This window comes from Microcoleus sp. MON1_C5 (assembly GCF_036701875.1).
GTDB lineage: Bacteria > Cyanobacteriota > Cyanobacteriia > Cyanobacteriales > Microcoleaceae > Microcoleus.
Map to the genome: position 1 here is coordinate 30,559 of NZ_JAUBRN010000019.1, position 24,796 is coordinate 55,354.

The 24,796-nt window shown below is 46.0% G+C and carries 12 protein-coding genes; 4 read left to right on the top strand and 8 right to left on the bottom strand.

Translation table 11 applies throughout. The features are described 5' to 3' along the window. Positions 1-35 precede the first annotated feature (35 nt). Positions 36-1,169, top strand: a complete 1,134-nt coding sequence (locus QUA71_RS11805; protein ID WP_333285080.1) for a succinylglutamate desuccinylase/aspartoacylase family protein — start codon at positions 36-38, stop codon at positions 1,167-1,169. 69 nt (positions 1,170-1,238) lie between these two features. Here QUA71_RS11805 and QUA71_RS11810 read toward each other — a convergent pair whose 3' ends face one another. The 5 genes from QUA71_RS11810 to QUA71_RS11830 form a co-directional block, all read right to left on the bottom strand. Continuing rightward, positions 1,239-2,600 carry a protein kinase domain-containing protein gene (locus QUA71_RS11810; RefSeq protein WP_333285082.1) on the bottom strand — a complete coding sequence of 454 codons (1,362 nt, stop codon included), beginning with the start codon at positions 2,598-2,600 and terminating at the stop codon, positions 1,239-1,241. A 197-nt stretch (positions 2,601-2,797) separates the two neighbouring features. Beyond that, entirely contained in the window at positions 2,798-3,139 is a 342-nt protein-coding gene (locus tag QUA71_RS11815) for an endonuclease domain-containing protein (RefSeq protein WP_333285084.1), read from the bottom strand. 657 nt (positions 3,140-3,796) lie between these two features. Next, positions 3,797-5,263 (bottom strand): serine/threonine-protein kinase, encoded by a 1,467-nt coding sequence (locus QUA71_RS11820; protein WP_333285086.1) that lies wholly within the window; start codon positions 5,261-5,263, stop codon positions 3,797-3,799. 214 nt (positions 5,264-5,477) lie between these two features. Beyond that, entirely contained in the window at positions 5,478-7,739 is a 2,262-nt protein-coding gene (locus QUA71_RS11825; RefSeq protein WP_333285088.1) for a phosphodiester glycosidase family protein, read from the bottom strand. Positions 7,740-7,917: 178 nt separating this feature from the next. Next, positions 7,918-13,392 (bottom strand): AAA family ATPase, encoded by a 5,475-nt coding sequence (locus QUA71_RS11830; RefSeq protein WP_333285090.1) that lies wholly within the window; start codon positions 13,390-13,392, stop codon positions 7,918-7,920. A gap of 1,282 nt (positions 13,393-14,674) precedes the next feature. On the opposite strand from QUA71_RS11830, the gene QUA71_RS11835 reads away from it, so the two are divergent. Beyond that, positions 14,675-19,408, top strand: a complete 4,734-nt coding sequence (locus QUA71_RS11835; protein WP_333285092.1) for a glutamate synthase-related protein — start codon at positions 14,675-14,677, stop codon at positions 19,406-19,408. A gap of 190 nt (positions 19,409-19,598) precedes the next feature. On the opposite strand, the gene QUA71_RS11840 is transcribed toward QUA71_RS11835, so the two are convergent. Further along, complete coding sequence (locus tag QUA71_RS11840) at positions 19,599-19,997, bottom strand: PIN domain-containing protein (RefSeq protein WP_333285094.1); 399 nt, start codon at positions 19,995-19,997, stop codon at positions 19,599-19,601. Positions 19,998-20,003: 6 nt separating this feature from the next. Then, positions 20,004-20,237 carry a hypothetical protein gene (locus tag QUA71_RS11845; protein ID WP_333285095.1) on the bottom strand — a complete coding sequence of 78 codons (234 nt, stop codon included), beginning with the start codon at positions 20,235-20,237 and terminating at the stop codon, positions 20,004-20,006. 333 nt (positions 20,238-20,570) lie between these two features. On the opposite strand from QUA71_RS11845, the gene QUA71_RS11850 reads away from it, so the two are divergent. Further along, positions 20,571-20,840 (top strand): type II toxin-antitoxin system Phd/YefM family antitoxin, encoded by a 270-nt coding sequence (locus QUA71_RS11850; RefSeq protein ID WP_333285097.1) that lies wholly within the window; start codon positions 20,571-20,573, stop codon positions 20,838-20,840. After that, on the top strand, positions 20,827-21,105 hold the full coding sequence (locus QUA71_RS11855) for a type II toxin-antitoxin system RelE family toxin (RefSeq protein WP_006631614.1): 279 nt from the start codon (positions 20,827-20,829) through the stop codon (positions 21,103-21,105). Before QUA71_RS11850 ends, QUA71_RS11855 begins: the two co-directional genes overlap by 14 nt. A 36-nt stretch (positions 21,106-21,141) precedes the next feature. Here the strand turns inward: QUA71_RS11855 and QUA71_RS11860 are convergent, their stop codons facing one another. Next, positions 21,142-24,477 carry an Eco57I restriction-modification methylase domain-containing protein gene (locus QUA71_RS11860; protein WP_333285099.1) on the bottom strand — a complete coding sequence of 1,112 codons (3,336 nt, stop codon included), beginning with the start codon at positions 24,475-24,477 and terminating at the stop codon, positions 21,142-21,144. Positions 24,478-24,796 lie beyond the last annotated feature (319 nt).

The window sequence follows — 24,796 nt, forward strand, 5'->3', positions numbered from 1 at the left end:
CTTCTTCCTTCTTCCCTCTTCCCTCTTCCTTCTCTATGATTCCTGTTATTTCGACTATTCCTGTGGTGCAGCTTGCTTCGGGCGATCGGCTTTCACTGCAAGTCTATCAGTTCCAAGGTGCGATTCCCGGCAAAAAAGCTTATCTCCAATCTAACCTCCACGGCGCTGAGATTAGCGGTAATGCTGTGATTTACCAATTAATTGAGTTTTTAATGTCTTTGGACAGCAGTCAGTTAAACGGGGAAATTTGGCTGGTTCCTGTTTGCAATCCTGTGGGTGTCAGCCAGCGATCGCACCATTTTTCCCCTGGTCGCTACAATCTTTATGATGGGGTAAATTGGAACCGAATTTTCTGGGATTTTGAAAAACAAGGGGAAGATATTCTGGGTTTTGCTAAGTCTCACATCCATCTCAATGCGGATACTGTCAAAGTTAATTACAGAAAAGCGATTGCTTTGAGTTTTGCCAAAGAGTTGGAAAAAATTAACGCTCCTAGTTGCCGCCCCTACAGCGAACTTTACCGATATCAGCTACAATCTTTGTGTTTGGATGCTGACTATGTGCTGGACTTGCACAGTTCTACGAATCAAAGTTTAGATTACCTTTACTGTTTTAATTCCCGCGAGGAGAGTGCGAAAGCTTTTTTGCTCGATCGCGCAATCTTGATGGACGAGTACGACGGCGATGCTTTTGACGAGGCGTTTCTCAAGCCTTGGCTGGCTTTGGAGAAGATTTTGGCCCAGTTGGGAAGTGCGATCCAATTTGACGTGGAAGCTTGGACTTTAGAATTAGGTTCGGGGATGGAAATGAATCCCGAGTCGGTGGCGAATGGCTTGCGGGGCATCAAAAATTACTTAGCAAGTAAGGGTTTATTGAAAATAGATGGATTTCCCCTGCCGGAAACAGAGGCGCATCAAGTTATTTTCACTCCCAAGAATTCAGCGCTCAAATACTACGCGCCGGCGGGCGGGATGATTCAAAATCGAGTGGAGTTGGGGAGTTATGTCAAAAAGGGCGATCGGCTTTATCAAATTCTCAGCTTTAATAAGAATGGGGAATTTCCCAGTTTGGTTGATGTTTGTGCTGAGTCGGATGTTTTCATTTTTGATGTTTCGACAAATCAGTCAGTAAATCAAGGAGAGTATGTATTGTCTGTGATGGCAGATTGAGAATACCAAGAAACCCGGTTTATTGAAGAAACCGGGTTTCTGAAAACCTATGGGTAGTCGAACCATAAATTACGATATACTATTGAATAGGGCTTGTTTAAATTCCGCTGCACTTTTATAATAAATATCAGGATTGTCAATTAAAGCGCGATCGATAACGGTGGCTAGCGGTTGAGGAATCGCAGAAGTGCGATCGCGCACAGGCACCGCATCATTTTGTAAAACCGCCAAAAACGGGTCTTGACCCTGCAAATTTCGCGGGGAATATCGCGTTATCATCACATACAAACAAGCCGCCGCCGCCCAAACATCAACATCCGGTTGGGCGTACTTATAATCTACTACCTGCTGTCGGGGCATAAAATACGGCGTACCCACAACATTACCAGTCATCGTTTGGCCGCTTAAACCCGCTTGGTCAAAAGCCTTTGCTAACCCATAATCCCCAATTTTGGCAACTTGTTTCCCACCCACATTAGCCAGAAAAATATTCCCCGGTTTCAAATCCCGGTGAATCAAACCTTGTCCCTTTGCAAAACTACCATCAGCCAATCTGACATTGGGAATTTCCGCATTATGGGTGTAAGTCAAACCATCTAAAACTTGCAAAATAATAGCCACACCCTCACCAATCGGCAAAGTGCTGAAACCGCGTTGTTCCATCAAATCCACAACACTGCCGCCGTCGCAGTATTCCATCGTGAAAAAGAAAGTTTCATCAGCATAACCAAACTCTTTTAATCCTACCACATTGGGATGTTTTAAAACTTTCATATTTTCAACTTCCCGCAAAAACCAATTAACAGCCCGCTGATTTGCCGCTACTTTTGGCAGCATGACTTTCAGCGCCACTTGTTCGTTAGTCCGCTTGTGTCGCGCCAAATAAACTAAACTAAAACCCCCCCTACCCAATTCTTTGAGCAAAAGGTAATCGCCGAGAACTCCGATATGGGTTTCATTAGCCACTGCTTTCAACAGAAAAGCTTGCAGCATTTCCCACAGATTTGCTTGATTTGAGGGAATGACAGGGGGTGTTTGGTGTTGGAGAGTTTTGACAATTTCCGGGTCAAGGGCAACGCCAACTCGAAAAGAAGTATCGCTGAGTGTAAATTCATCTCCCTTTTGCAAGTCGTATTCTGGGAATTGAATTTGAGCAGCTTCTTTGGGAGTTTGATGAGCTTCTCGTTGACCGATTTTTTTGCCATTAACAAAAGTGCCATTTTTGCTACCGAAATCGCGCACCCGGATATCGGGAGGATTGATATCCAGCAAGCAGTGATAGCGGGAAATCGTGCGGTGTTTTTCGTCGTCGGGAATCTTGGGATAGCAATCTTTGGCGCGACCAATAATGCAAGTTGTGCGGGTGTCAAAGGTAAATTCTCGGCCTTTGAGATTCCCGGAAGTGATGGTGAGGGTAACTTTTGAGCTCATATCGATTTCGTATTTGGGATTTTGGACTATCGAAACTCTTACTCCCGCCCTTAGCAAAGGAATTAACTCTTACTCCCCCCCTTAGCAAGGGGGGGCTGGGGGGGGTAAAATACCCGATGTTATAAACGATTAAATCTAATTTACCCTCCTAACTCTTACTCCCGCCCTTAGCAAGGGGCTAACTCTAACTCCCCCCCTTAGCAAGGGGGGGCTGGGGGGGGTAAAACACCCGATGTTCTCAGCGATTTAATCCCCTCAACAATAACCTCTAAAACCCCATCCAAATTATGATAAACATCCTCATTAGTAAACCTCAAAAAATTAATCCTTGCCGACTCAATAAACTCTTGCCTTTCTGCATCATATTCTACAGCGCCATCCACAAAATGACTGTCACCATCAACTTCTAGTGCTAACTTGATTTCGGGCGAGTAGAAATCTAGCACAAATGCTGCTACGCTATATTGTCGGCGAAATTTACAGTTTTCAAGCTGTCTGTTTCTTATTTGTTTCCATAGTCGCTTTTCAGCTTCTGTCATTTCTGCGCGAAGCTTCTGTCGCTTGAATTTTTCTGAGCTTTTGTTGTAGAGTTTTGTCATTGTTATATAGGATTTTAACCCCCCCCCAGCCCCCCCTTGGTAAGGGGGGGAGTAAGAGCGTTTTTTTAGTTTGTTCGTTGGTTGTTTAGATTTTAACCCCCCCCAGCCCCCCCTTGGTAAGGGGGGGAGTAAGAGCGTTTTTTAGTTTGTTCGTTGGTTCTTTAGATTTTAACCCCCCCCAGCCCCCCCTTGGTAAGGGGGGAAGTAAGAGCGTTTTTTTAGTTTGTTCGGTGGTTGTTTGGTTTTTTAACTGCCGAAACCATCCGAATGCTTCGCCCAATTCACGCGAGTAAACTCGAATCTTCAGGGTGATTACTAATCAGCGCGGGTTTACCAATATGTGCGTTGGGAAATCAGATCAATCAAATTCTGAAACATCGGAATTGTATCTGGCGCAGAGGCCTGGGCGAAGCATTCGGGCAATATATTGTCGGTTTTGAAGCTCATATTTTTCGCCGAATGCTTCGCCCCCACAGTTAATAATAAAGTTTATCTTAGAGTCATGGTAACTCGGGGTTTTAGGCATTAGCTTAGAAGTGGCGATCGTGGAAAAAGTTGGGTTCGCAAGTCTTAATAAAAATCTGAAACGCTTAGATGTTACACTTTACAAGTCTCGACGCGAGAGAAGAACCACCACATCCAACCACTCCCCCTCACCTCTCCAGCTTTTGAGCGACACCAAGCTGCCGGGAGGTGAGCTTCTGGTGCTTTCTCGGAAAAAATGAGGTCGGTGTAGTACAGGCATTGGTTGTTTTTTCTCCAGCCTACACGATCGCAAAAATTCACCCACTCATGATATTCCCTAGTTCGCCGCAAACTTGAATAGATGCGCTTCTGCACCGAAAAGCCGAAGCGTCCATCGCTGTATTTTAACCAAAGTTGGTCAATGGTTCGCAAGTCTTCACAAGGAAATTTTTCAATACTTTCTGGACCCAGCCATCCTTCTTGCTCCCTACCCGCCACCTTCAACATCACTCTCCAGGTTTCTTCATCGGCTTCTTGCCACTTTTGAGCTGCTAATAAATTTTGCAAGTTTATATAATTAATCCCCACGACTGAAATCACCCGCGCAGTATCAGGAGGCGCTGGTTTCTGCGGCGTTTCAAAAGATTTTTGTGCTGGCTGAGGGCTAACTTTTGGTGATGGCAATACCCCAGGTTTCGGCACCAGCAAATCCAACCATTCCTGTACCGACTGCGGGCGATTTTGCGGTTCCAACTCCATTCCTTTCATAATCGCCACATTCACCCTGTCACTAATCTCCGATTTGAATTGCTTTGGCGGAGTTAAAGGAATATTTTGCTTCCTGAATTGCGACGGAAACGGCAACTCACCAGTCAACATGACATAAAGCGTTGCTGCTAGGGAATAAACATCTGTATAAGCGCCCAGTTCAGCGCGTCTTTCTAATAGTTCGATGGGTGCGTAACACTCAGTCCCGGAATTGCTATTTGTCCTCAACTTCCCCGGTGCCGTCACCTGTCGCGCTATGCCAAAATCAATCAAAACTGCACCCCCCTGACCGCCCTTATTAAGGGGGGAAGAAGAGAAGGGGGTATTTTCTCTTACTCCCCCCCTTACCAAGGGGGGGCTGGGGGGGGTTCTTAGCATAATATTTTGGGGTTTAACATCGAGGTGAGTAAATCCTTGCTGGTGAACAAAACTCAGCGCGCTTCCCACTTCTTGAATAATTGGCAAAGCTTTGGCTTCCGACAAAAGGCCGTTATCTTCGAGATGGCTAGCTAAGTCAATTCCATCGATTAATTCCATCACCATGCACCACAATTCGATATTTCCCACCATTTCGGGAAATACTTCGTAAACTTGGACGACGTGAGGATGGCTGCACCGGGCTAAAGATAAAGCTTCGTTGACAAATTTGGTTTGGAATTCGCGAAAGTTTGGCTTACCTTGAACGTTGGCATTTAGGGTTTTGATGGCGACTACTTTACCTTCTTTGCGGTTTTGAGCGCGGTAGGTGACACCGAATCCGCCACCGCCGAGGATTTCTTCGATTAGGTATTTGCCTTGGTGGAGTTGTTGTCCAGGGGGCCAGTGCCTCATGATGGGTATGTGAGGATGTGGAGAGGATGGTTTTGATTATAGCTGAGACGGGGGAATTATGTTGAGTTTTTTCTTTCTTGTACAGTCTTCTCGATCGCCCCTAGCCCCCCTTAATAAGGGGAGGACAAGAGTTTGTAAGGTGCGTCAGTGCGGAGATTCTCAATTTTTGAGAAGATAACGGACGCTGACGCACCCTACAATTTAACGTGACGGTCTATGGTTGGATGAAAATACCGATCGCATTATGAACTCTCGCAGCAGTTGACGGAGGTCGATCGAGCAAACTACCTCCCAAATACAAACTCGTCGAACTTCCCCCATCCAAATTTAAAGCCTCCACAGCACCCATTTGCTGCAATATCTGCGCCAGTTCTGCGAAATTTGGCCCCGCCCCGCCCGCACGATTGTGCACCGCTACAATCAGCAAATTCCCCGCAGCATTTCGCCCGATCGCACTTCTAATTGCTGTCTGTCTAACATACGCATCGCTAAACCCTTCCGCCTTCGCATCCAGCACAACTCGACTGTTTTGAACTAACACCGGCCCGCCGCCGAGAATGTAAGGAAAACGGTTGAAATCAGCAGGAAAAGTGTTAGTTTCTAAACGCAATAAAGTGCCGATGGATAGTTCAGATGCAGGGAATAAATCCGAACGCAAAGCCAAAATATAACCGTTAGCTGGAATGGGAAAAGTTGTTGTTGCCGCCGCACCTCCGGGGGATTGGCTGACAACTCGATCGGCCGCAACTGTCACAACTATTTCATTGCCAGACAACGGAGTATAAGTTGTTCCCCAATCAGAATTGTAGCGACAGATTCCAGGTTGTACGTAGGCACTATTGAGATGAGAAACGGGCAAAGGTTGATTGGCCGGAGTTATCAAAGTTTCTTGCAAAGTCAAACGATCGATCGCAAATTCTCCCCGATCGTTCCAGGCGATCGCCCCCCGGTTCAATATCGGCCCGGAAAGCCATTTATTGTCACGCCGAATTGCCCCTAAAGCTAAGCGATTAATTCGATTGAAAAAACCTGCATTAATCGCCGCAGCCGCACCCGAAACTTCTGCTGTTTGCAATAGAGGTGCAGTCCCTTGATCTGTCGGCGGATTGCTGAGAATTGGTCGAATTTTTACACCGGATTGACGCGGATTAACTTCTAACCAAACTACTGGAAAACGAGCAGTTCCTAAATTTTGATACTGCTGCCGCCACTGCACACCGGGCGCCCAAACAATATTTTTTTCTACTAACGAATCTGGCCGAATGTCGATAACTAATCGATTGGGGTTTCCCAGGCTGAAAACTTGCGGCCGCCAACCTAAAGGAATCTTTACCTTGACTTTAGTTTGAGCGCCGTCAGGTTCGACTTTTAGTGATAGCAATTGTTGGCTGGTTTGAAAAGTGTCCTGAAGTAAGGCAGGAGCGACTTTGGCATCGATCGCGATCGACCATTCTTGACCGGCGATCGGCGCTGCGGGCGTTATTTGCAGCGGGAGGGCGGGTTTAGTCGGGTCGTCTGGTGTTTCGAGGTTTGGCGCTGCGCGGAGGTTTGGCAGTGGGATAGCGGGCTTTGTGGGGTCGTCCGGGGGGTTGGGTGTGGGTGTCGGCGACGGGATCGGCGTATTGACAAAGTTAACTTGCCAAGGGGCGGGCCGATCGAGATCTACAACAATGCGATCGCCCGATTCTATTTCTGCTTGCCGAATTCCGGTAACACTTGCAGTTTGAGAAGTAATTTTTAGAATATTCCCATCGGCAGATATCTCCCAGCCCGCAAGTCTAGCAAAATCTGTAACATCTAAGTAACGATACGGGCCTGTTGCCCGCGCTGCTAAGCTTTGATCGGCGGTTAAAGATACCGAAAACCACTGCACCGGTTGTTTGGCACTGTCGGCGCTGCTGAGCAAATCCACTCCCGCACTTTGCATCAATCCAACATCAGCAATCCAAGTTCGGAAATTCGCAGAAGTGCTGTTTGCCGGCTGCTGAGTCCAACTTAGGGGGAGAATGCGACCGTTTAGAGACACTTGGCTGCCTTGTCTAATTCTCGAAGATGGCGGTACAGATTGAGCCAAAAACCTATATTCCGACAGGGAATGAATTCCCTGTCTCATAGCTGAAGTTCTCTCAAGAGGACTATAGGTCAATATTTCAGTCGGTTTTAACTGAGATGTTGCACCATTCTCCAGAACAGGCAAGATGCCTGTTCCACAATAAAATTCATCTCTTGTGGAACAGGCATCTTGCCTGTTCCTAAACAAGTAATTGACAATGGTGCAACATCTCTGTTTTAACCGACTTTCGCTATCAGCCAGGGAATTCATTCCCTGGCGGGAGATCGAAGCATGAATCAGCCCAGCCCTCTCCCCCTGTTGCGATCTTCCGGGTTGATTCCAGAGCAAAGACGGGGCGATCGCCAGTACGGGTAAAATCGAAACTGACAATATTGGACGCCAAGAGGACAAATTACGTTTCACAGCTTACAACTCACAATTTCACTTCTAAACGCATGGGTGTCTAGAAACCCGGAATATCCGTATGTTTCTTCCTACTAAACCCGATATTTTTGACGATGACTGCGATCGGCATGAAGTTGTCGATCGAGTCTAGGTTAGCCGATGGCGCTAATTGCGCTAAAGACCTACTACGAACTGCTCACCCCGGAATACAAATAACAAACTCCGAACCCTGCCCTAGCGAGGAATTCACTGTTAACGTACCTCCATGTTTTTCCACAACAATTTGGTGGGCGATCGACAATCCCAATCCGGTTCCTTGACCCACAGACTTAGTTGTGAATAAGTGGTTAAAGATGTTTTCCTTGACTTCGTTAGACATCCCCACTCCATTATCCTTAATGCGAATCAAAACCTGATTTTGGTCTTCGCTCAGAACAGTTTGAACCGTTATTTGATTAGCTAGGGCTTTAATTTCACTAAAACGGAGCCCCTTATTTGACTCCTCCAGAGCGTCAATGGCATTAGCCAGTACGTTCATAAATACCTGGTTTAACTGTCCGGGAAAGCATTTCACGAGGGGCAAGTTACCATACTCTTTCACAACTTCAATGGCAGGGCGAAACTCGCTCGCTTTTAAACGGTGCTTGAGAATCAGGAGAGTGCTTTCGAGTCCGTCATGAATATTGAAAGCAACTGGTCGATCGCTATCAGCCCTCGAAAACGTTCTCAAACTTGTACTGATATTGCGAATGCGCTCGACTCCCTCCTGCATCGAGCCAATCAATTTGGGCAAATCTTCTCGCAAATACTCCAAGTCTATGGCCTCGATTTTTTCTTCAACTTTAGCTCCTGGCTGGGGAAAACTATCTTGATATACATCGATTAGCTCGAACAAATCTTGTAGGTATTCTTGAGCCGGTTGCAAGTTGCCGGCAATAAAGCCTACGGGATTGTTAATTTCGTGGGCTACTCCTGCGACTAAATTTCCGAGAGCAGACATCTTCTCATTCTGTACCAGTTGCAGTTGCATCTGTTTGAGATCCTTGAGATAAAGCTCTAGTTTTTGGGCATACTCCTGGGATTGCTGATACAGTCGGGCGTTCTGTAAGGAAATTGCAGCTTGGGAGCACAGGATGTTGAGGATGGCGACGCGATCGCTCGTGAATACCCCTGTTGCTAAATTATTTTCCAAATACAAAATCCCGAGCATTTTCCCTCGCTCGCTGATCGGAGTGCAAAGCAGGCTCTGAGGTTGCTGTTGGATAATGTAGGGGTCAGATGCAAATCTTGGTTGACTGCTAGCATCATCAAAAATCAGGGTTTCTTTTGTACGTTTGACGTAGTTGATTATGGTTAGAGGAACTACATCGCTCTCCTCAACCGGAATTGATTGCAGAAGGCAGTCTTGACGGTTTGTGCAGTGAACGTTTATCGTCCAGTTTCCCTCTTCATTCAAAATTAATGCTCCGGTTTGTGCTCCGGCATTCTTCACCGCCACTTGCATGAGGGTAGTGAGCAATTGATCGAGTTGAATTTCGCTAGATAGAGTTTGAGAAGCTTTGATAACTGTCGGCAAATCTACTAACCCCCAACTGGTGGTGCTACCGATAATTGTTCTAGTCGTGTTAGATAGGGATGATTCACTATGGGTGGATGTGTGAATTGTTTCGCTCGGATTCTGGCGAGTTCGCTCCTGTTGCAGGATCACAGCAAGCAATTGGGGATAACGCTGTTCTAGATAATCAATCTTTGCTTTTGCTCCCCAACGAGCGTAAGCATAGTAAGCATCAATTAAATAGGGTTTGGCAATTTTTTCTTTGCCCCATTCCAAATAGAATTTGGCGGCGAGTTCGTGAGCAAGAGCTTCTTCGTTGATGTACTCGTTTTCTTTAGCAACATTGATCGCTTTGTCGTACATCTCGATCGCTTCTATTTTTTGGTTTAAAACCCGATGCCGTTCAGCCTCCACTAGATAGAATTTATGCAGATGATTCATGGGGGCATGATGCGCCCATTTCTGCATTTTTTCTTGATTAGCTTGTACTCTGTCAAGAATCCCCTGTTGCTCTGACTGTGGAGCATCAGAATACACCGCCAACCTCACTAGAGAATCGTAGAAATAGAAGATAACAACAACGGGCATTCCTACCACTGCATCTAAATACTTCTCTGCTATTGCGATATTCTCAATGGCTTCTGAGTAGTTTTCAAACCAATAACAAAGTAAAAATTTGTTTAAATATATGTATGCAACTCCCACTTTATCGTTCGCTTGCTGGTAAAATGGCAACTTGATCTGCTCATCGCAGCCTTCACCCTTTAGAAGGCAGTAATTCTCACTTTTTCCCAGCAAATTCAAGATAGCCTGCCAATAGATTTCTATATAATTAAGCGCTGTTTCTTGCTTAATTTTATGAAGAGCATCTCTGTTTCTTGCTATCTCTCTTTCCAGGACAGTCAGTTCTTTGCCACTATAGTAAGCTGAACAGGAGGACTGTAATAAATTATAGCCTGCATATTCTAAATCTCCTGCCTCCATTCCGCTAGAGTAAGCTGACACCAAAGGCTCTAAGGTTTCTCTGAGATGCTCTTTGCAATGTCGGATAAATAAATTTACTATGAAGGCTGTCTTGGCTTTGATTTCTTGAGAATTTAACTTTGACACTAGACTTAAAGCCAATTGACCGAACTCATAACCTGACTCAATATCTCCCACAACTCCACAAAGAAGAAAACCATAATTGGCGTAAGCAAAGGGAGAAACAGAAGCATTCCCATATTGGACGGATAATTGTACTTGTTTGCACACCGTCAAAGGCAACAGTGCAGGAGCAGCAATGTAGGCAGGCGCAAAGATACTTGATAAAAGTCTCATAGCTGCTAGTTTATAGGAATCGCTCATTTGAGGCAGGTCAACTAAATCTTCAATTCGCAAGCCATTCAAAATTACCGAAGTTTCCCCTAGTGCCTGCCCGATATCTGACGAGTTTGGCTCCGAGGGAAACTCTACCCCCAACTGCTTTAAAAATAGTAGTCCCGTATTCAGTGCTTCCTGTAGATTATTTTGCGCCATATAAGCTTGCATCTGTACTTCATATACCTTCACTTTGTCCAGTAGCGTTTTGGCGCAGTTTTCCACGACAGATGCTAATTTTTCCATCAGGTCAAAGTCACCGCTTAGATATGCCGCATCTGCTGCTTCGGTATGGAGCGCTAATGTTAGTTCGTATTGAGGGAGCCAACTATTTACTGCCAGTAATTCTATGCCCATATTGAAATATTCAACCGCAGCAGAATAGGCAGTAGCAGCTTTGGCTTTCTTTCCAGCAACTAGATTCAATCGTGCTAATTGTCCCCGTTCTACTTCCTGGGTAATTAGCCCTACTCCCACATTTAAGTGGTTTACAATATCAAAAATTCTTTCTTCTCGATCTGCTTCTGGCGTATTCTCTAACAGCAGTTGACCGATTTTTAAGTGAGTCGATCGCTTTTGCTCCTCGGGAATCAGGGAATAGGCTGCTTGTTGAACCCGATCGTGTAAAAACTTATATTTGGGTAATTGGTCATGAGTAATTGGTAATTGCTCATATTCCTTTCCATTACCCACTACCGATTCGCTATTCCCCTCTGCTTGATAAAACTTATAAACTTCGCTAATGGGTAAAATTAGCCCGTCTTGTAGTGCCTTCCATAAAGCGGATGCAGTTTCTACGGCAACTTTTTCATTAATAATTGCCAGGGTCGCCAAATCGAACTGATTGCCAATACAGGCTGCCAGCTTCAAAACTTCTTGCGTTTGAGTTGGCAACTTTTGCAACTGAATCGCCACAAATTTAACCACATCATCGGTGATCGCTAGCGATCGCACTCGTGCAATATCGCACTGCCAATAGCGGGTATCTAAGTTAAATGTGATCGATCCATCTTCGTGTAAAGACTTGAGGAATTGAGTTACAAAAAATGGATTACCTTGAGTTTTTTGATAAACCAATTCTGTCAAAGGTTCCGCTAACGGTTTAGAACAAGCTAGAGTATCGGCCACTAAACAATTTACGCCCGCTCGATCGAGCGGCGCTAAGGTAATAGTGTTCACCTTTGCTTGAGTTTTTTGAATCTCTGCTAACGTTAGCATGAATGGATGTGCTGGAAAAACTTCGTTATCCCGATAAGCTCCTATTAATAATAGATAGGCGTTATCAGTAGCACTTATCAGCAGTTGAATTAATTTTAACGATGCTGAGTCTGCCCATTGCAAATCGTCTAAAAAAATCACTAAAGGATGTTCTTTTCTTGCGAAAATTTGAATAAATTTCTCAAACAATAAATTGAAGCGATTTTGAGCGGCACTGCCAGAAAGTTCTGGGACTGGCGGTTGCGAGCCGATAATACGTTCTAGTTCGGGAATGACTTCAATTATCGCCCCAGCGCTATCGCCCAAAGCTGCCAAAATTTCCAACTTGCATTGTTCAACTTTAGCATCTGTTTCCGATAGCAATTGTCCCATAAAGTCGCGAAAAGCTTGGACAAATGCTGAAAAGGGAAGATTACGTTGGAATTGGTCAAATTTGCCTTTAATAAAGTATCCGCGCTGTCTCACAATTGGTTTGTGAACTTCGTTGACAACAGCGGTTTTGCCAATGCCGGAGAAACCGGCAACGAGCATCATTTCGGCGCTGCCTCCACTCACGCGCTCAAACGCCGCTAGCAGGGAGAATACTTCGCTTTCTCTACCGTATAATTTTTCGGGTATGATGAAGCGATCGCACAAATCTCGCTGCCCTAAATCAAAGTTAGCGAGCGTCCCTGTCTCTTGCCACTGGGATAAGCAAGTTTCTAAGTCGTACTTGAGTCCTAGGGCGCTTTGATAGCGAGCTTCTGCATTCTTCGCCATCAGTTTGCTTACCATCTCAGACAGCACCAATGGAACGCTTTTGTTGACAATTGAGGCTGCCAGTGGCTGTTTGGCGAGGTGGCAGTGTACCAAATCTATTGGGTCATCCGTTTGGAAGGGCAACTTTCCTGTTAGTAATTCGTAGAATGTTACTCCTAGCGAGTAGAAATCTGTGCGGTAATCAATGCCTCGGTTCATTCGCCCAGTTTGTTCGGGAGATATGTAAGGTAAGGTGCCTTCAAGGACGTTGGGATTTTGAATTTCTTGGGTTTCGCGAGGCAGCAGGGAAGCGATGCTGAAGTCAATCAGCTTCACTTCTTTGCTGGTGGGGTTAATTAGAATGTTGGCCGGTTTGAGGTCTTTATGGATGACGTGGTGGCGATAAAGTCCGTCAAGGGCGTTGGCAATTTGAATTGCAATGGGAAGAAACTCGTTAACGGGCAAGCCTTCTAGGGGCTCTTTACTCTCGACTGCTAGACGAGCGAGGTAGCTACTCAAGGAGATTCCGCCAAAGTCTTCCATTACCAGAGCATAGTGGTTATGGTAGTTTTCCAGGCTGTATGCCTTGACACTGCCGGGGATCTCTAAGTTTTTAGCAATGACGTACTGGTTGCGGAAGTGAACTAGCTCGTTGAAGCGCGGAAAGTCATTCCGCAGCAGTTTGATCACGACGGGCTCCCCATTTGAAGTGCGAAGACCGCGATAAACTAGAGTGCGATTACCTACATATATTTGCTCGTTAATGTGATATCCTAGAAAAAGATTTGTTATGCTAACCATATCTACGTATTCCTACTGCTTCTTTCAAGCCTGAAGATTCTTAGAGTTCATATCTACTATTTTCGCTCTATCTGCGGTGCTATTCATTAATTACATTTTTCTTAATATATTTTGAACAACCAATTATGAAAGAGCGATGTTAAGAGCAAGACTTAATATTTTATGTAAGAGATGTTGAGACGGGAGTTGAGACTTAGTAGAAAATGACTCCGCGAACGCTGATGGAACCACAGCAGTTCATTGAAGAGGAAGTTAAGAAGCTAATTAAGAGGGGTGGCATCATTATGGATAGAAAGGAAATGTCCCAAATGCCAATCCCCTCAAATCCGTAAGAACTGCCACCGTTGAGCTAAACAAAATTACTACTGCCAAGTTTGTGGGCGTCAGTCGATTTGAGATTTGAGATTTACTGCACAAATGAATCTGGGAGATTCAACAAGAGTCTAAAATTTTTGCCTCTCCACGACTCGTGTCAGCAAGTAAGTATCTGTTTTTGGGCGCGGTAAAAAAGGCTGCGCTGGCTCTACCAGATGCTCCCAAGGTGTCAGAAATCCTTGAAATAGGCTTCGTTGATGAGTTACAAACGTTGGTGGCTCAAAAAATACAAATTAGGGTTATGCACAACTGTCAACATTTTTCGGCCAGGCATCTTAGCGTGAGTTCTGGACGATCGCTTACAAGACTTGCGCGCAAACTCTGACTGTAATCGGTGAAATTTTATCAATTTCTTGATACAATTGATGTTCGCGGTTCGAGAGTTGACTGCACAATAAGACAGGTTTCACCAGTTGTGAACCGCGCGGCTACATTGCACCTACCGACTGAGCGGGCAGGTGGCTTTTGTGTATGCGGGCGCTGACGAAAGCAACTCAACAGCGCAGCAAGCAAAATAACGCTAAAGTTACTATCTACCTGTGTTCGCTGCAAGGCTACCCTTGCGGACTCAGGAAAAAAACACACAAAAAACTCGTGAAGCGCAGCTATCCCGTAGGGAATCGCCTGCAATGTATCTAGTTGCAGGGCGGCAATTTCCCAAAGAATCACTGCCTTTTAACAGCAGGGTATTCTAGGAGACATCTCCGAGACGATGCGAGCGAGATAATTTAAAATCTGCAAACAGGGTTTCAGTGCTAAGTAGAGGCAGTAGCGAGGTAAATTTTTATCAATCAGCTTCCAATATGCTGTTTTAAAGTTTACTAGGCTCCCACCGCTCGGCAGCCTTCTCTCTCCGAGCTCTAAAAACGCATCCACCACACAATCACGGAAATAACATTCAATCAACATGGGTAACACGATCGATCCAAACAGAAACAGAAACGTGCATCAGACTGAGCGAGGAACTCCCTATGCCGGCCAAAGCTGGTTAGTGGAAGAAAGAGATGCCTGCGGTGTGGGGTTTATTGCCAACCAAAGCGGGGAAGCTACGCACTCGATTATTGAGAAAGCGCTGCCAGCTTTAACTTGTCTGGAACATCGCGGCGGTTGCAGCGCCGACCAAGATTCCGGCGACGGTGCGGGTTTAATGACCGCGATTCCTTGGGAATTGCTGGATGCTTGGTTTGCCGAACAGGGAATTGTGCCTCCCGCACGGGAAAACTGCGGCGTGGGAATGCTGTTTTTGTCTCAAGATAAATTTCAAGCGACTATAGCGCGGCAGGTGGTTGAGCAAGTTCTGACCGATCGCGGGCTGACACTTGTGGGATGGCGCAAAGTTCCCATTGTACCGTCGGTTTTGGGCGAGCAAGCGCTAGAAAATCAACCTCAAATCGAACAAGTAATTGTCAGTTCACCGCAATTAGCCGGAGACGAACTCGACAGACATCTATTTCTGGCGCGCCGCACGATCGGACACGCGCTGTCAAATCGCCCCAACTTCACCCGCGAAGACTTTTATACTTGCTCTTTCTCCTGCCGCACGATCGTCTATAAAGGCATGGTGCGATCGGCCGTACTGGCAGAATTTTACCCAGACCTGAAAAATCCCGCTTATAAAAGCTCCTTTGCCGTCTATCACCGGCGCTTCAGCACCAACACCCTGCCCCGCTGGCGCTTAGCCCAGCCGATGCGCTTGCTGGGACACAACGGAGAAATTAACACGCTGTTGGGCAATATTACCTGGATGAAGGCGCGGCAAGCGAATTTAGCTCACCCGAATTGGAGTCAAGCTGATATCGACACGTTCAACCCAATTGTCAATCCCGAAAGCAGCGATTCGGCAAACTTGGACAACGTGATGGAATTGTTGGTGCACTCCGGCCGCACCCCCCTAGAATCCCTGACAATTCTGGTGCCCGAAGCCTACAAAAATCAGCCGGATTTGGCTGACTATCCAGAAATTGTCGATTTTTACGAATATTACAGCGGCATTCAAGAACCTTGGGACGGCCCCGCACTGCTGGTGTTCAGCGACGGCAAACAAGTAGGTGCTACGCTCGATCGCAACGGTTTGCGGCCGGCCCGCTACTGCATTACTAAAGACGGTTTGGTAATTGTGGCTTCCGAAGCCGGAGTTGTCGATATTCCCGAAGCAGATATTGTCGAAAAAGGCCGTTTGGGGCCAGGACAAATGATTGCAGTTGACCTGCAAACTCAAGAAATTCTCAAAAATTGGCAACTCAAACAGCGAATTGCTAAGCGGCATCCCTACGGCGAATGGCTGCAACAAAACCGCGAAACCTTGGAACCGCAGCCTTTTGCCGAAACAGCAACCCTCGACTCGCAAACGCTGTTAGCAACCCAAACTGCTTTCGGTTATACAGCCGAAGATTTGGACATGGTGATCGTCGAGATGGCGAGTTCTGGGAAAGAACCGACTTTCTGCATGGGCGACGACGTTCCCTTAGCTGTGTTGTCAGAAAAGCCTCAGTTGCTGTACAACTATTTCAAACAGCGGTTCGCTCAAGTGACAAATCCGCCGATCGACCCCCTGCGCGAGGGGATGGTGATGTCGCTGACGATGAATGTGGGCCTGCGGGGCAATTTACTGCAAGCAGTACCAGAAAATGCCAAGCGCCTGAAAATTGATTCCCCCGTACTCAACGACGCTGAACTGTCTGTCTTGAAAGACCAAAAGTCTTTCCTAGCTACCGAATTGTCAACGCTTTACAAAATTGCTGCCGGGCCTGGAGGTTTGAAAACCGCAGTCGAGCAACTTTGTCAAAACGCGGCTCAAGCGGTGCGCGAGGGTTCGAGAATTCTGGTTTTGAGCGATCGAGTCTCGAAGCAAGAAGGCGAATCTGCTGCTGGATTGAGTGCAGAATGCACTTATATTCCGCCCTTCCTGGCAGTTGGCGCGGTTCACCACCACTTAATTAGGGTCGGCCTGCGGATGCAAACTTCGCTGGTTGTGGATACCGCCCAATGTTGGAGCACTCACCACTTCGCTTGTTTGATTGGTTACGGGGCGGTGGCTGTTTGTCCTTACTTGGCTTTGGAAAGCGTGCGCGCCTGGTGGTCTGATGCCAAGACTCAAAACTTGATGCAGCACGGCAAAGTTCCCAATATTACCGTGACGCAGGCTCAAGCTAGATACCGCACAGCGGTGGAAAACGGCTTGCTGAAGATTATGTCGAAAATGGGGATTTCGCTGCTGTCTAGCTATCAGGGGGCGCAAATCTTTGAGGCGATCGGCATTGGCGGCGATTTGCTCGATTTGGGCTTCAAAGGCACGGTTTCTCGGATCGGCGGTTTGAGTGTCGCGGAACTGGCTAACGAGGTAATGTCTTTCCACAGTCAGGCTTTCCCAGAATTGGTTCTCAAAAAGCTGGAAAATTTCGGCTTCGTGCAGTACCGCCGGGGCGGCGAATATCACATGAACAGCCCGGAAATGGCCAAGGCTTTGCACAAAGCCGTGACTACTTTTAAGGCTCAAACTAACAGTAATGGCAACGGGGCCGAACCAAAAATGACACCAATTGGTGACAAAAATGGTGAAAGTGCCTACGATCACTACGAGGTTTACAAGCAACAGCTCGAAAATCGCCCGGTAACGGCTTTGCGGGATTTGCTGGATTTTGCGAGCGATCGCCCTCCCATTGCAATCGAAGAAGTAGAATCTGTAGCAGATATTGTCAAACGCTTCGCCACGGGCGGGATGTCTCTGGGCGCTTTGTCCCCGGAAGCCCACGAAACGCTAGCGATTGCCATGAACCGTATCGGCGGCAAATCCAACTCCGGCGAGGGCGGCGAAGACCCGGTGCGCTACAAAGTGCTAAACGATGTGAGCGAAGCGGGTTTCTCACAAACGCTACCTCACTTAAAAGGTTTGCAGAACGGCGATACAGCTTCTTCTTCCATCAAACAAGTAGCTTCGGGACGCTTCGGGGTGACTCCCGAGTATCTGATGAACGCCGAACAAATCGAAATTAAGATCGCACAAGGTGCGAAACCGGGTGAAGGCGGTCAATTGCCAGGGGCGAAAGTGAGCGAGTACATTGCTTATTTGCGCCGATCGAAACCGGGTGTCACGCTGATTTCGCCTCCTCCTCACCACGACATTTATTCGATCGAGGATTTGGCGCAGTTGATTTTTGACTTGCACCAAATCAATCCGAAAGCAGGAGTTTCGGTGAAGTTGGTGTCGGAAGTCGGCATCGGGACTGTAGCCGCTGGTGTCGCCAAGGCAAATGCTGATGTGATTCAAATTTCCGGCCACGATGGCGGCACTGGTGCTTCGCCACTGAGTTCGATTAAGCACGCAGGTTCTCCGTGGGAACTCGGTTTGACAGAAGTTCACCGGGTGTTGATGGAAAATAAATTGCGCGATCGAGTTTTGCTGCGCGTTGACGGTGGCTTTAAAAGCGGCTGGGACGTGATTGTAGGCGCTTTGATGGGCGGCGAAGAGTACGGTTTCGGCACGGTGGCAATGATTGCAGAAGGCTGCATTATGGCTCGCGTTTGCCACATGAATAGTTGTCCGGTAGGGGTGACAACTCAACAAGAACACTTGCGGAAACGGTTCCCCGGTACACCGGAACACGTTGTTAATTTCTTCTATTTCGTAGCGCAAGAAGTGCGGAGTTTGCTGGCGAAATTGGGTTATAAGTCGATCGCAGATATCATCGGCCGCGCGGATTTGCTGAAAATGCGCGATGGGGTGCAACTAACTAAAACTCAAGCGATTAATTTGGATTGTTTGACCAAGTTACCGGATACTAAGAGCGATCGATCTTTCTTGATCCACGGCGACGTACACACCAACGGGCCAGTGTTAGACGATGATTTGCTGGCGGATGCTGAGATTCAAAGTGCGATCGCCAATCACGGCACTGTTAGCAAGAATGTAAAATTGGTGAATACCGATCGCACTGTAGGCGCACGTTTAGCAGGTGCGATCGCACAGCAACACGGCAACACCGGCTTTAGCGGTCACATCACCCTCAACTTCACTGGTAGCGCAGGCCAAAGCTTCGGCGCGTTCAATTTGCCGGGGATGACGCTGGTACTGTCAGGCCAAGCCAATGACTACGTTGGTAAAGGGATGCACGGTGGCGAAATCGCGATCGCACCCCCGGCTGGTGCGACTTATGATGCTTCCGAAAATGCGATCGTCGGTAACACTTGTTTGTACGGTGCGACGGGGGGAACTCTGTTGGCTGCGGGTAAAGCTGGCGAACGGTTTGCGGTGCGTAACTCGATGGCGAAAGCAGTCATTGAAGGTGCGGGCGATCACTGCTGCGAGTACATGACTGGCGGCGTGATTGTCGTGTTAGGAAAAGTCGGCCGCAACGTCGGCGCTGGAATGACTGGCGGCTTGGCTTATTTCCTCGATGAAGATGGGACTTTCCCGGCTCATGTCAACGGGGAGATTGTGAAGATGCAGCGGGTTTGTACGGCGGCTGGGGAGGCGCAATTGAAGGAGTTGATTGAGGCTCAGTGCGATCGAACGGGTAGCAAGAAAGCTGAGAAGATTTTAGCAAATTGGTCGGAATATTTGCCTAAGTTCTGGCAAGTTGTGCCGCCAAGTGAAGCGAATTCGCCCGAGGCTTCGGAACAAAAGATTGCTGTGGAAGTGTAATTTTGCAGTTGGTTAAATAGATGAGGGGCGACGCGAGTTGCCCCTTTTTCAATCTTCATATCAAATCCGTTGATATCGAAATTCTTCATCTCTCTCTTCTCTTCCTCTGCGCTCTCCGCGCTCTCCGCGCTCTCTGCGGTTTAATAATTCCTAAACATTGGCTTTCCTCTTTTAACCGTTGTTTTATTAATCACCAGATAACAGAAATTACACCGGAAGCCGTAATATTTCCATCGCACGTCAACAGCGCAACAGTTTCACCTTGATTTTGCAAAATCATTGCAGTTGCTACAATTTGACGATCGTGCATTTCATGGATGCTCAATAAGCTGAGCGTTTGATTGATGATAGTTCGATCGAGTGGATAAACTGCGATTCTAGAATCGCTATTAATCGCATTGAACAACGCATTAACAGATGGAATTGATGTTTTTCCTCGTTCTACAATCCATGCAGCTTCAGCCAAGGCGATCGCAGGTAGAACAAGCTGACTGTCCAAATTGGAGAGAATGGCTTGGACTTGAGTCCCCAATCTTTGATTTCCTTCGAGAAACCAAATCAGCGCGTGGGTATCAATGACATATTTCATCGGCAGCTATGACCAATCTAATTCATCGTCAGCATCCCCTTGAAATTCGGCAATCTCGAAATCAGCTTCGGTGGATTGATGAGAACCTGCAAACATTCCAAACTGGATAAATTTAGGGGTTCGAGGAATGGATGGCGCAGCCAAAAAAGTAATCACCACGCGACTTTCATAAATGTTTTCAGGAAATTCTAACAGTTCGATGACTCCATTTCTGTAAATTCCTTCAAATGCTTGGAGCATAATGATTCACCTCGCGTACAATATGGTCTATCGACTCGCTAGCTAACAATCCCAGTCTAACAAATCTTCCCCCACAAACACATTTTTTTGATATGATATAGTCCGGTACGCAAAAACAACGTGTTTCTGTCATTACGAGCGTAGCGCCGAGTAATTGCAACCTTTTTGTTTTTAGGCTTATAGTGCATCCAGGACTGAAGGAATTCCTGATGACGAGGTTCTGCAGTTGGCTAGGTTTGCTGTTGGCTAAACGTCACATTGGCGATCGATCGACCTCCCAATTCCTGCCGGTTTTGTCTAACATACACATAACCCACACTCATAACATCTCTTATGCAAAGTTACACCCTCGCAGAAGCCTGCAACCCACAGGGAACAGTCTTTAACCAAGCTGCTGTCGAGCCAGTTTTACTCACTGATAAATCGCAGCCCAGTCACGTAATTATGTCCGCTGATGCCTATCAGCGCTTGATAGAGCGACTGATGGAATTAGAAGATATGCTTTTAGGCAAAGCAGCAAAATCCGCCCTGAGTCAGTCTCAAATGGTGGGTGCTCAAACCTTTCTAGAAACACTAAAACAACTGGCAAATGGCGAAACTTGATGGTTTACAAACAGTTCTCGACTTTCTCAAGGGTTTGCAACCTAAAATAGCGGCTCAAATTGCTAAAAAAGTCTTAGCGCTGAATGTCGAGCCTTTACCTAATGATAGCAAGCAATTAATAGGATATCCGGGTTATTATCGGGTAGATAGTGGCGAGTATCGGATTGTTTACAACTTTAATCCAGATGAAGATTTGGTAGAAGTTATTCTAGTTGGCAAGCGTAACGATGATGAAGTGTACAAAAAATTAGAGCGCCTTTTATAATAAACTCATTCTCAGTGATGCTGCTTTAATATTAGCTCAAATCGGTCGGGCGATCGGCATTCGCGGAGGTGCTGTTTTCCACATCAAATCTATTTCTTCCGGTGTCAATCCGTAAGCTTGATTAACTAAGTCAGATAAACGGTGTTCGAGTCTCAACGCCTCAGCTTTGCGAGATTGAATGGCCGGTGCATATTCATTATAAGTTTCGCGGACTGCTTTTAGTCCAGCCACGCCGAGAGGATCGGAGGATTTAGTTTTCGGCATTCGCTTTCTGATTTCTGCTACGAACTCTGCAAAGGAAAGGGCAGAAAAATCTTCGAGTTTTTCTCCGAGTTTATCAATTAAATAAGTGATTTCTAGCCATTGCAAGACATCTCGGTGAGTTTCTTGATTAGTTTTGGCGATTTCAATTAAACGGCTGACAATTGGTTCTACTTCGGCACGAATTGAGTCAGTTGGTGGTGCGATCGGAAGCTTTTCCATCAATTCGCCAACCGGAGTCAGTGCTTCATCTTTCATGTGCGGTAAATACCGCCAATTGTGCCACCACATAAGTGCTGAATTAAGCACTCCCAAAATATACAATTCCGAAGTCGGAATAATGAAACATTTATTGTTTGTCAAATAACCCCGATTATCATAACTATATGCTGGATGAAATTGAATTTCCTGATAGCTCAGTTTAGGCTGTTGAAATAGGTTACAAAAAGAGGGCGATGCTTGCCACTGCCACCATAATTGTTTGCCTGCTCTTGCTTCTAACTTAGTTCTATATTTTTCCAGATGAGATTTTATTATAGGATAGTTTTCTATCTCAATATCTCTATGAGCGAAGATTATCCAAACTTCATCCCATTGAGGATACCAGCGTTTTAGATCCTGACCTCGCAATAATGGCTTGATGATTTCAGCGGATTTATGGTCTGCTTGAACCAGACTATTTTTAGTAGCTTCATCAATCAAAAAAGCTTCGTTAAATCCTGTTTTTATGCCATATAAAGGCTTAACCCCTGCAAAATCTTTGAGCGGAACACCCACTTGTTTTATTTTCTGCATCAACTCATCAACAGCAGGAGGTTCCAGACTCCAAGCACTCGCAGTGAAACGCGATCGCGAAATTTGATAGCCGTGTTGTTGAACGTATTGTGTAAGGTTGATATTAGCAAGTTCCTCGCGCGGAACCGGACAAACAATCACAGGCGAATTAGGTTCAGATTTACCTTGCTCAATCTCGCTTTCAGTTTCAGAGATATATAGAGAAGTGTTAGGTTTTCTTACTGCGACAATACAGGGAAAAGTATCAGCATCCTCAAAAATTGAGGCGTGTCCGAAATCAACAATTTGATCGAGTAAACCTTGACTGACAAAGAACTTGCGTAGAGGTTCGCCATATCCCGACCTCAGCCATTTATTTGTAACAATATACGAAAGCACTCCCCCCGGTTTGAGAATCTTTAACCCGAGTTCATAAAAGTAAGTATAAAGGTCTGCTACGCCGTTATATGATTCATAATTGGCTTGCAAGTATGGTTTAATTGGAGATAGCAATTCCTGTCGCACGTAAGGCGGATTGCCAATGACTACATCAAAACCGCCATCAGCAAAAATCTGGGGAAATTCAGCTTTCCAATCAAACGCTGTATCTGCTACATTACTGTCAGCGACGATCGAGTTTCCCGCTTTAATATTATCATCCAAATAAGTCAGCGTTTTACCCGGTTCCGCCGTCTTCAACCACAGCGAAAGCTTGGTAATTTCCGCCGATTCCGGCAGCAAATCTACGCCGTACAGGTTGTTGCTTAAAATGCTTCTGTCAAATTCCAGCGAGTTGCCGTTTTTTGGCTTATACCCCAAAGCATTCAATTCTCGATCGCCTCTTTCATACTGCTGCATTAAATAATCAAAAGCCGCAATCAAAAAAGCACCAGAACCGCACGCCGGATCGATGACGCGCGTTTTTTGCAACACTTCGTCTCGATACGCTTTCCAAAACTTAATTGCAGTTTTCTTTGGTGGCTGAACCGACTCTTCAGCAACTTCGCCCATTAGGAAGAAATCGCGCAACTCTTGCTCTCGCCGATGCAAATAGCCGCCGAGAGAAACCTCGACAATATATTGAGTAATATAAGCTGGCGTGTAAAACACACCTTGAGTTTTCCGCTTGCCTTTTTTAGGATTGTATTCCTGTCCGGTAGTTTCAGCATTTAATTCTTCCAAATCTGTAACAGACTGCTCAAAAATATGCCCCAAAATATCGACGGAAACTTCGGTATCAAAATCAAATCTGGTCAGCTTATTAAGCAGACTGCATAAAGGATTTGGCACTGTCAATTGTGCGTCTAAAACCGGATCGAATTTAAATAAGCCGCCGTTGTATCCCGGTACAGGAGGGTCATCATTTCCCACATCAACCCAGCGAAATACAGATTGATAATTTTCCCAAATTAATCTAGGATTGTATTGGTCTTTGTGGTCGTGAGCGTTGCTGAGGGTGTTTCGCGGCAGCAACCCTTTATCTTCACAAAAAGCAATGAATAAAACGCGGTCTAAAGTTTTTTGAGCTTTTTCGATGAGTACGCGATCGCGGTTGGGGATATCCGGCGGCCCAGAAAAGCGAAAATGCTTGACGAGAGCGAGTCGAATTGCTTTGTACTCTTGATATAATTTATTGGTAATTTCTTCTTGAGCTTCGTCAGAGTCTTTTAACAGTCTGTCAATAACAGAAACTGTTTGAGCTTGGTTTTGAGGCAAAAAATTGCGGCGACACAGCAGAAAGTAAAACCGCTTAAAAGCTTCAATATCCGCCAAGTCAGTCAGAAAAAATTGTTCGTAATAAGCGGGAGTTTTATTGGTATGATAAAGTCGCAATTCTCGATAATTCGAGACAATAATCCAGCGACAATCTGGTGTATAATTAGCGTAGCGCCAACCTTGGTCAACTGCTGATTCGATTCGCCCGGATGCGGGACGGTCTAAATCATTTTTCGCTCCCTTGAGTTCGATCGGAGCAATCACTTTACCTTGCAGGGACACGGCTTTACCTTTAGGATTGTCAGCAGCAGTAAAAAAGCCGATCGCCCCATCAGCAGAACCGCCGCCATCAGATATCGTTTGTTCGGCGTTAATTTCCCAAGCTTTCCCCGCACCTTGAATTACCGAGCAATATCCCAAAACATCCTGAAAAATATCATTAATAAAACTGCCGTGCAGCGAAACTTCTTTAACTTCGTCTAACGTACCAGTTTTAAGTGTAGCAATCCACGTTCCCAATTTTTGGTGGCGCACTTCCATATCTTGCGGAAAGCTAAAAGCACGCAAAGCAGTGTTGAGTGTTTTGCTGTGAAAAAGGGCGCGAGTAGAGCGATTTGTCATCTTTTCAAGCAAGTTAATAAAGTTAATTTTACAGCATCCAAGTGCAACAGCGGCTCAGACCTTCTGCTATCAAATCAGTTATACTCAAAGGTCGATCGCACCCTACCCCCTCAAAAAAGCCTGTGAAACGCGGCTATCCCCTAGGGAATCGCTCGCTCAAGAGTCAAAAACGCCACCTCTAAAGCTGAGCTAGCTCTCATTTACTTTGCATATTGTAATTATCACCAAAAGCTATAATTTTTTCTCAGTAGCTTTCCGCTGCTCCCTTCGGGTTTTACAGCAAAAGTTAAATACGCCTGAGCTTATCTGCACGGAGCGA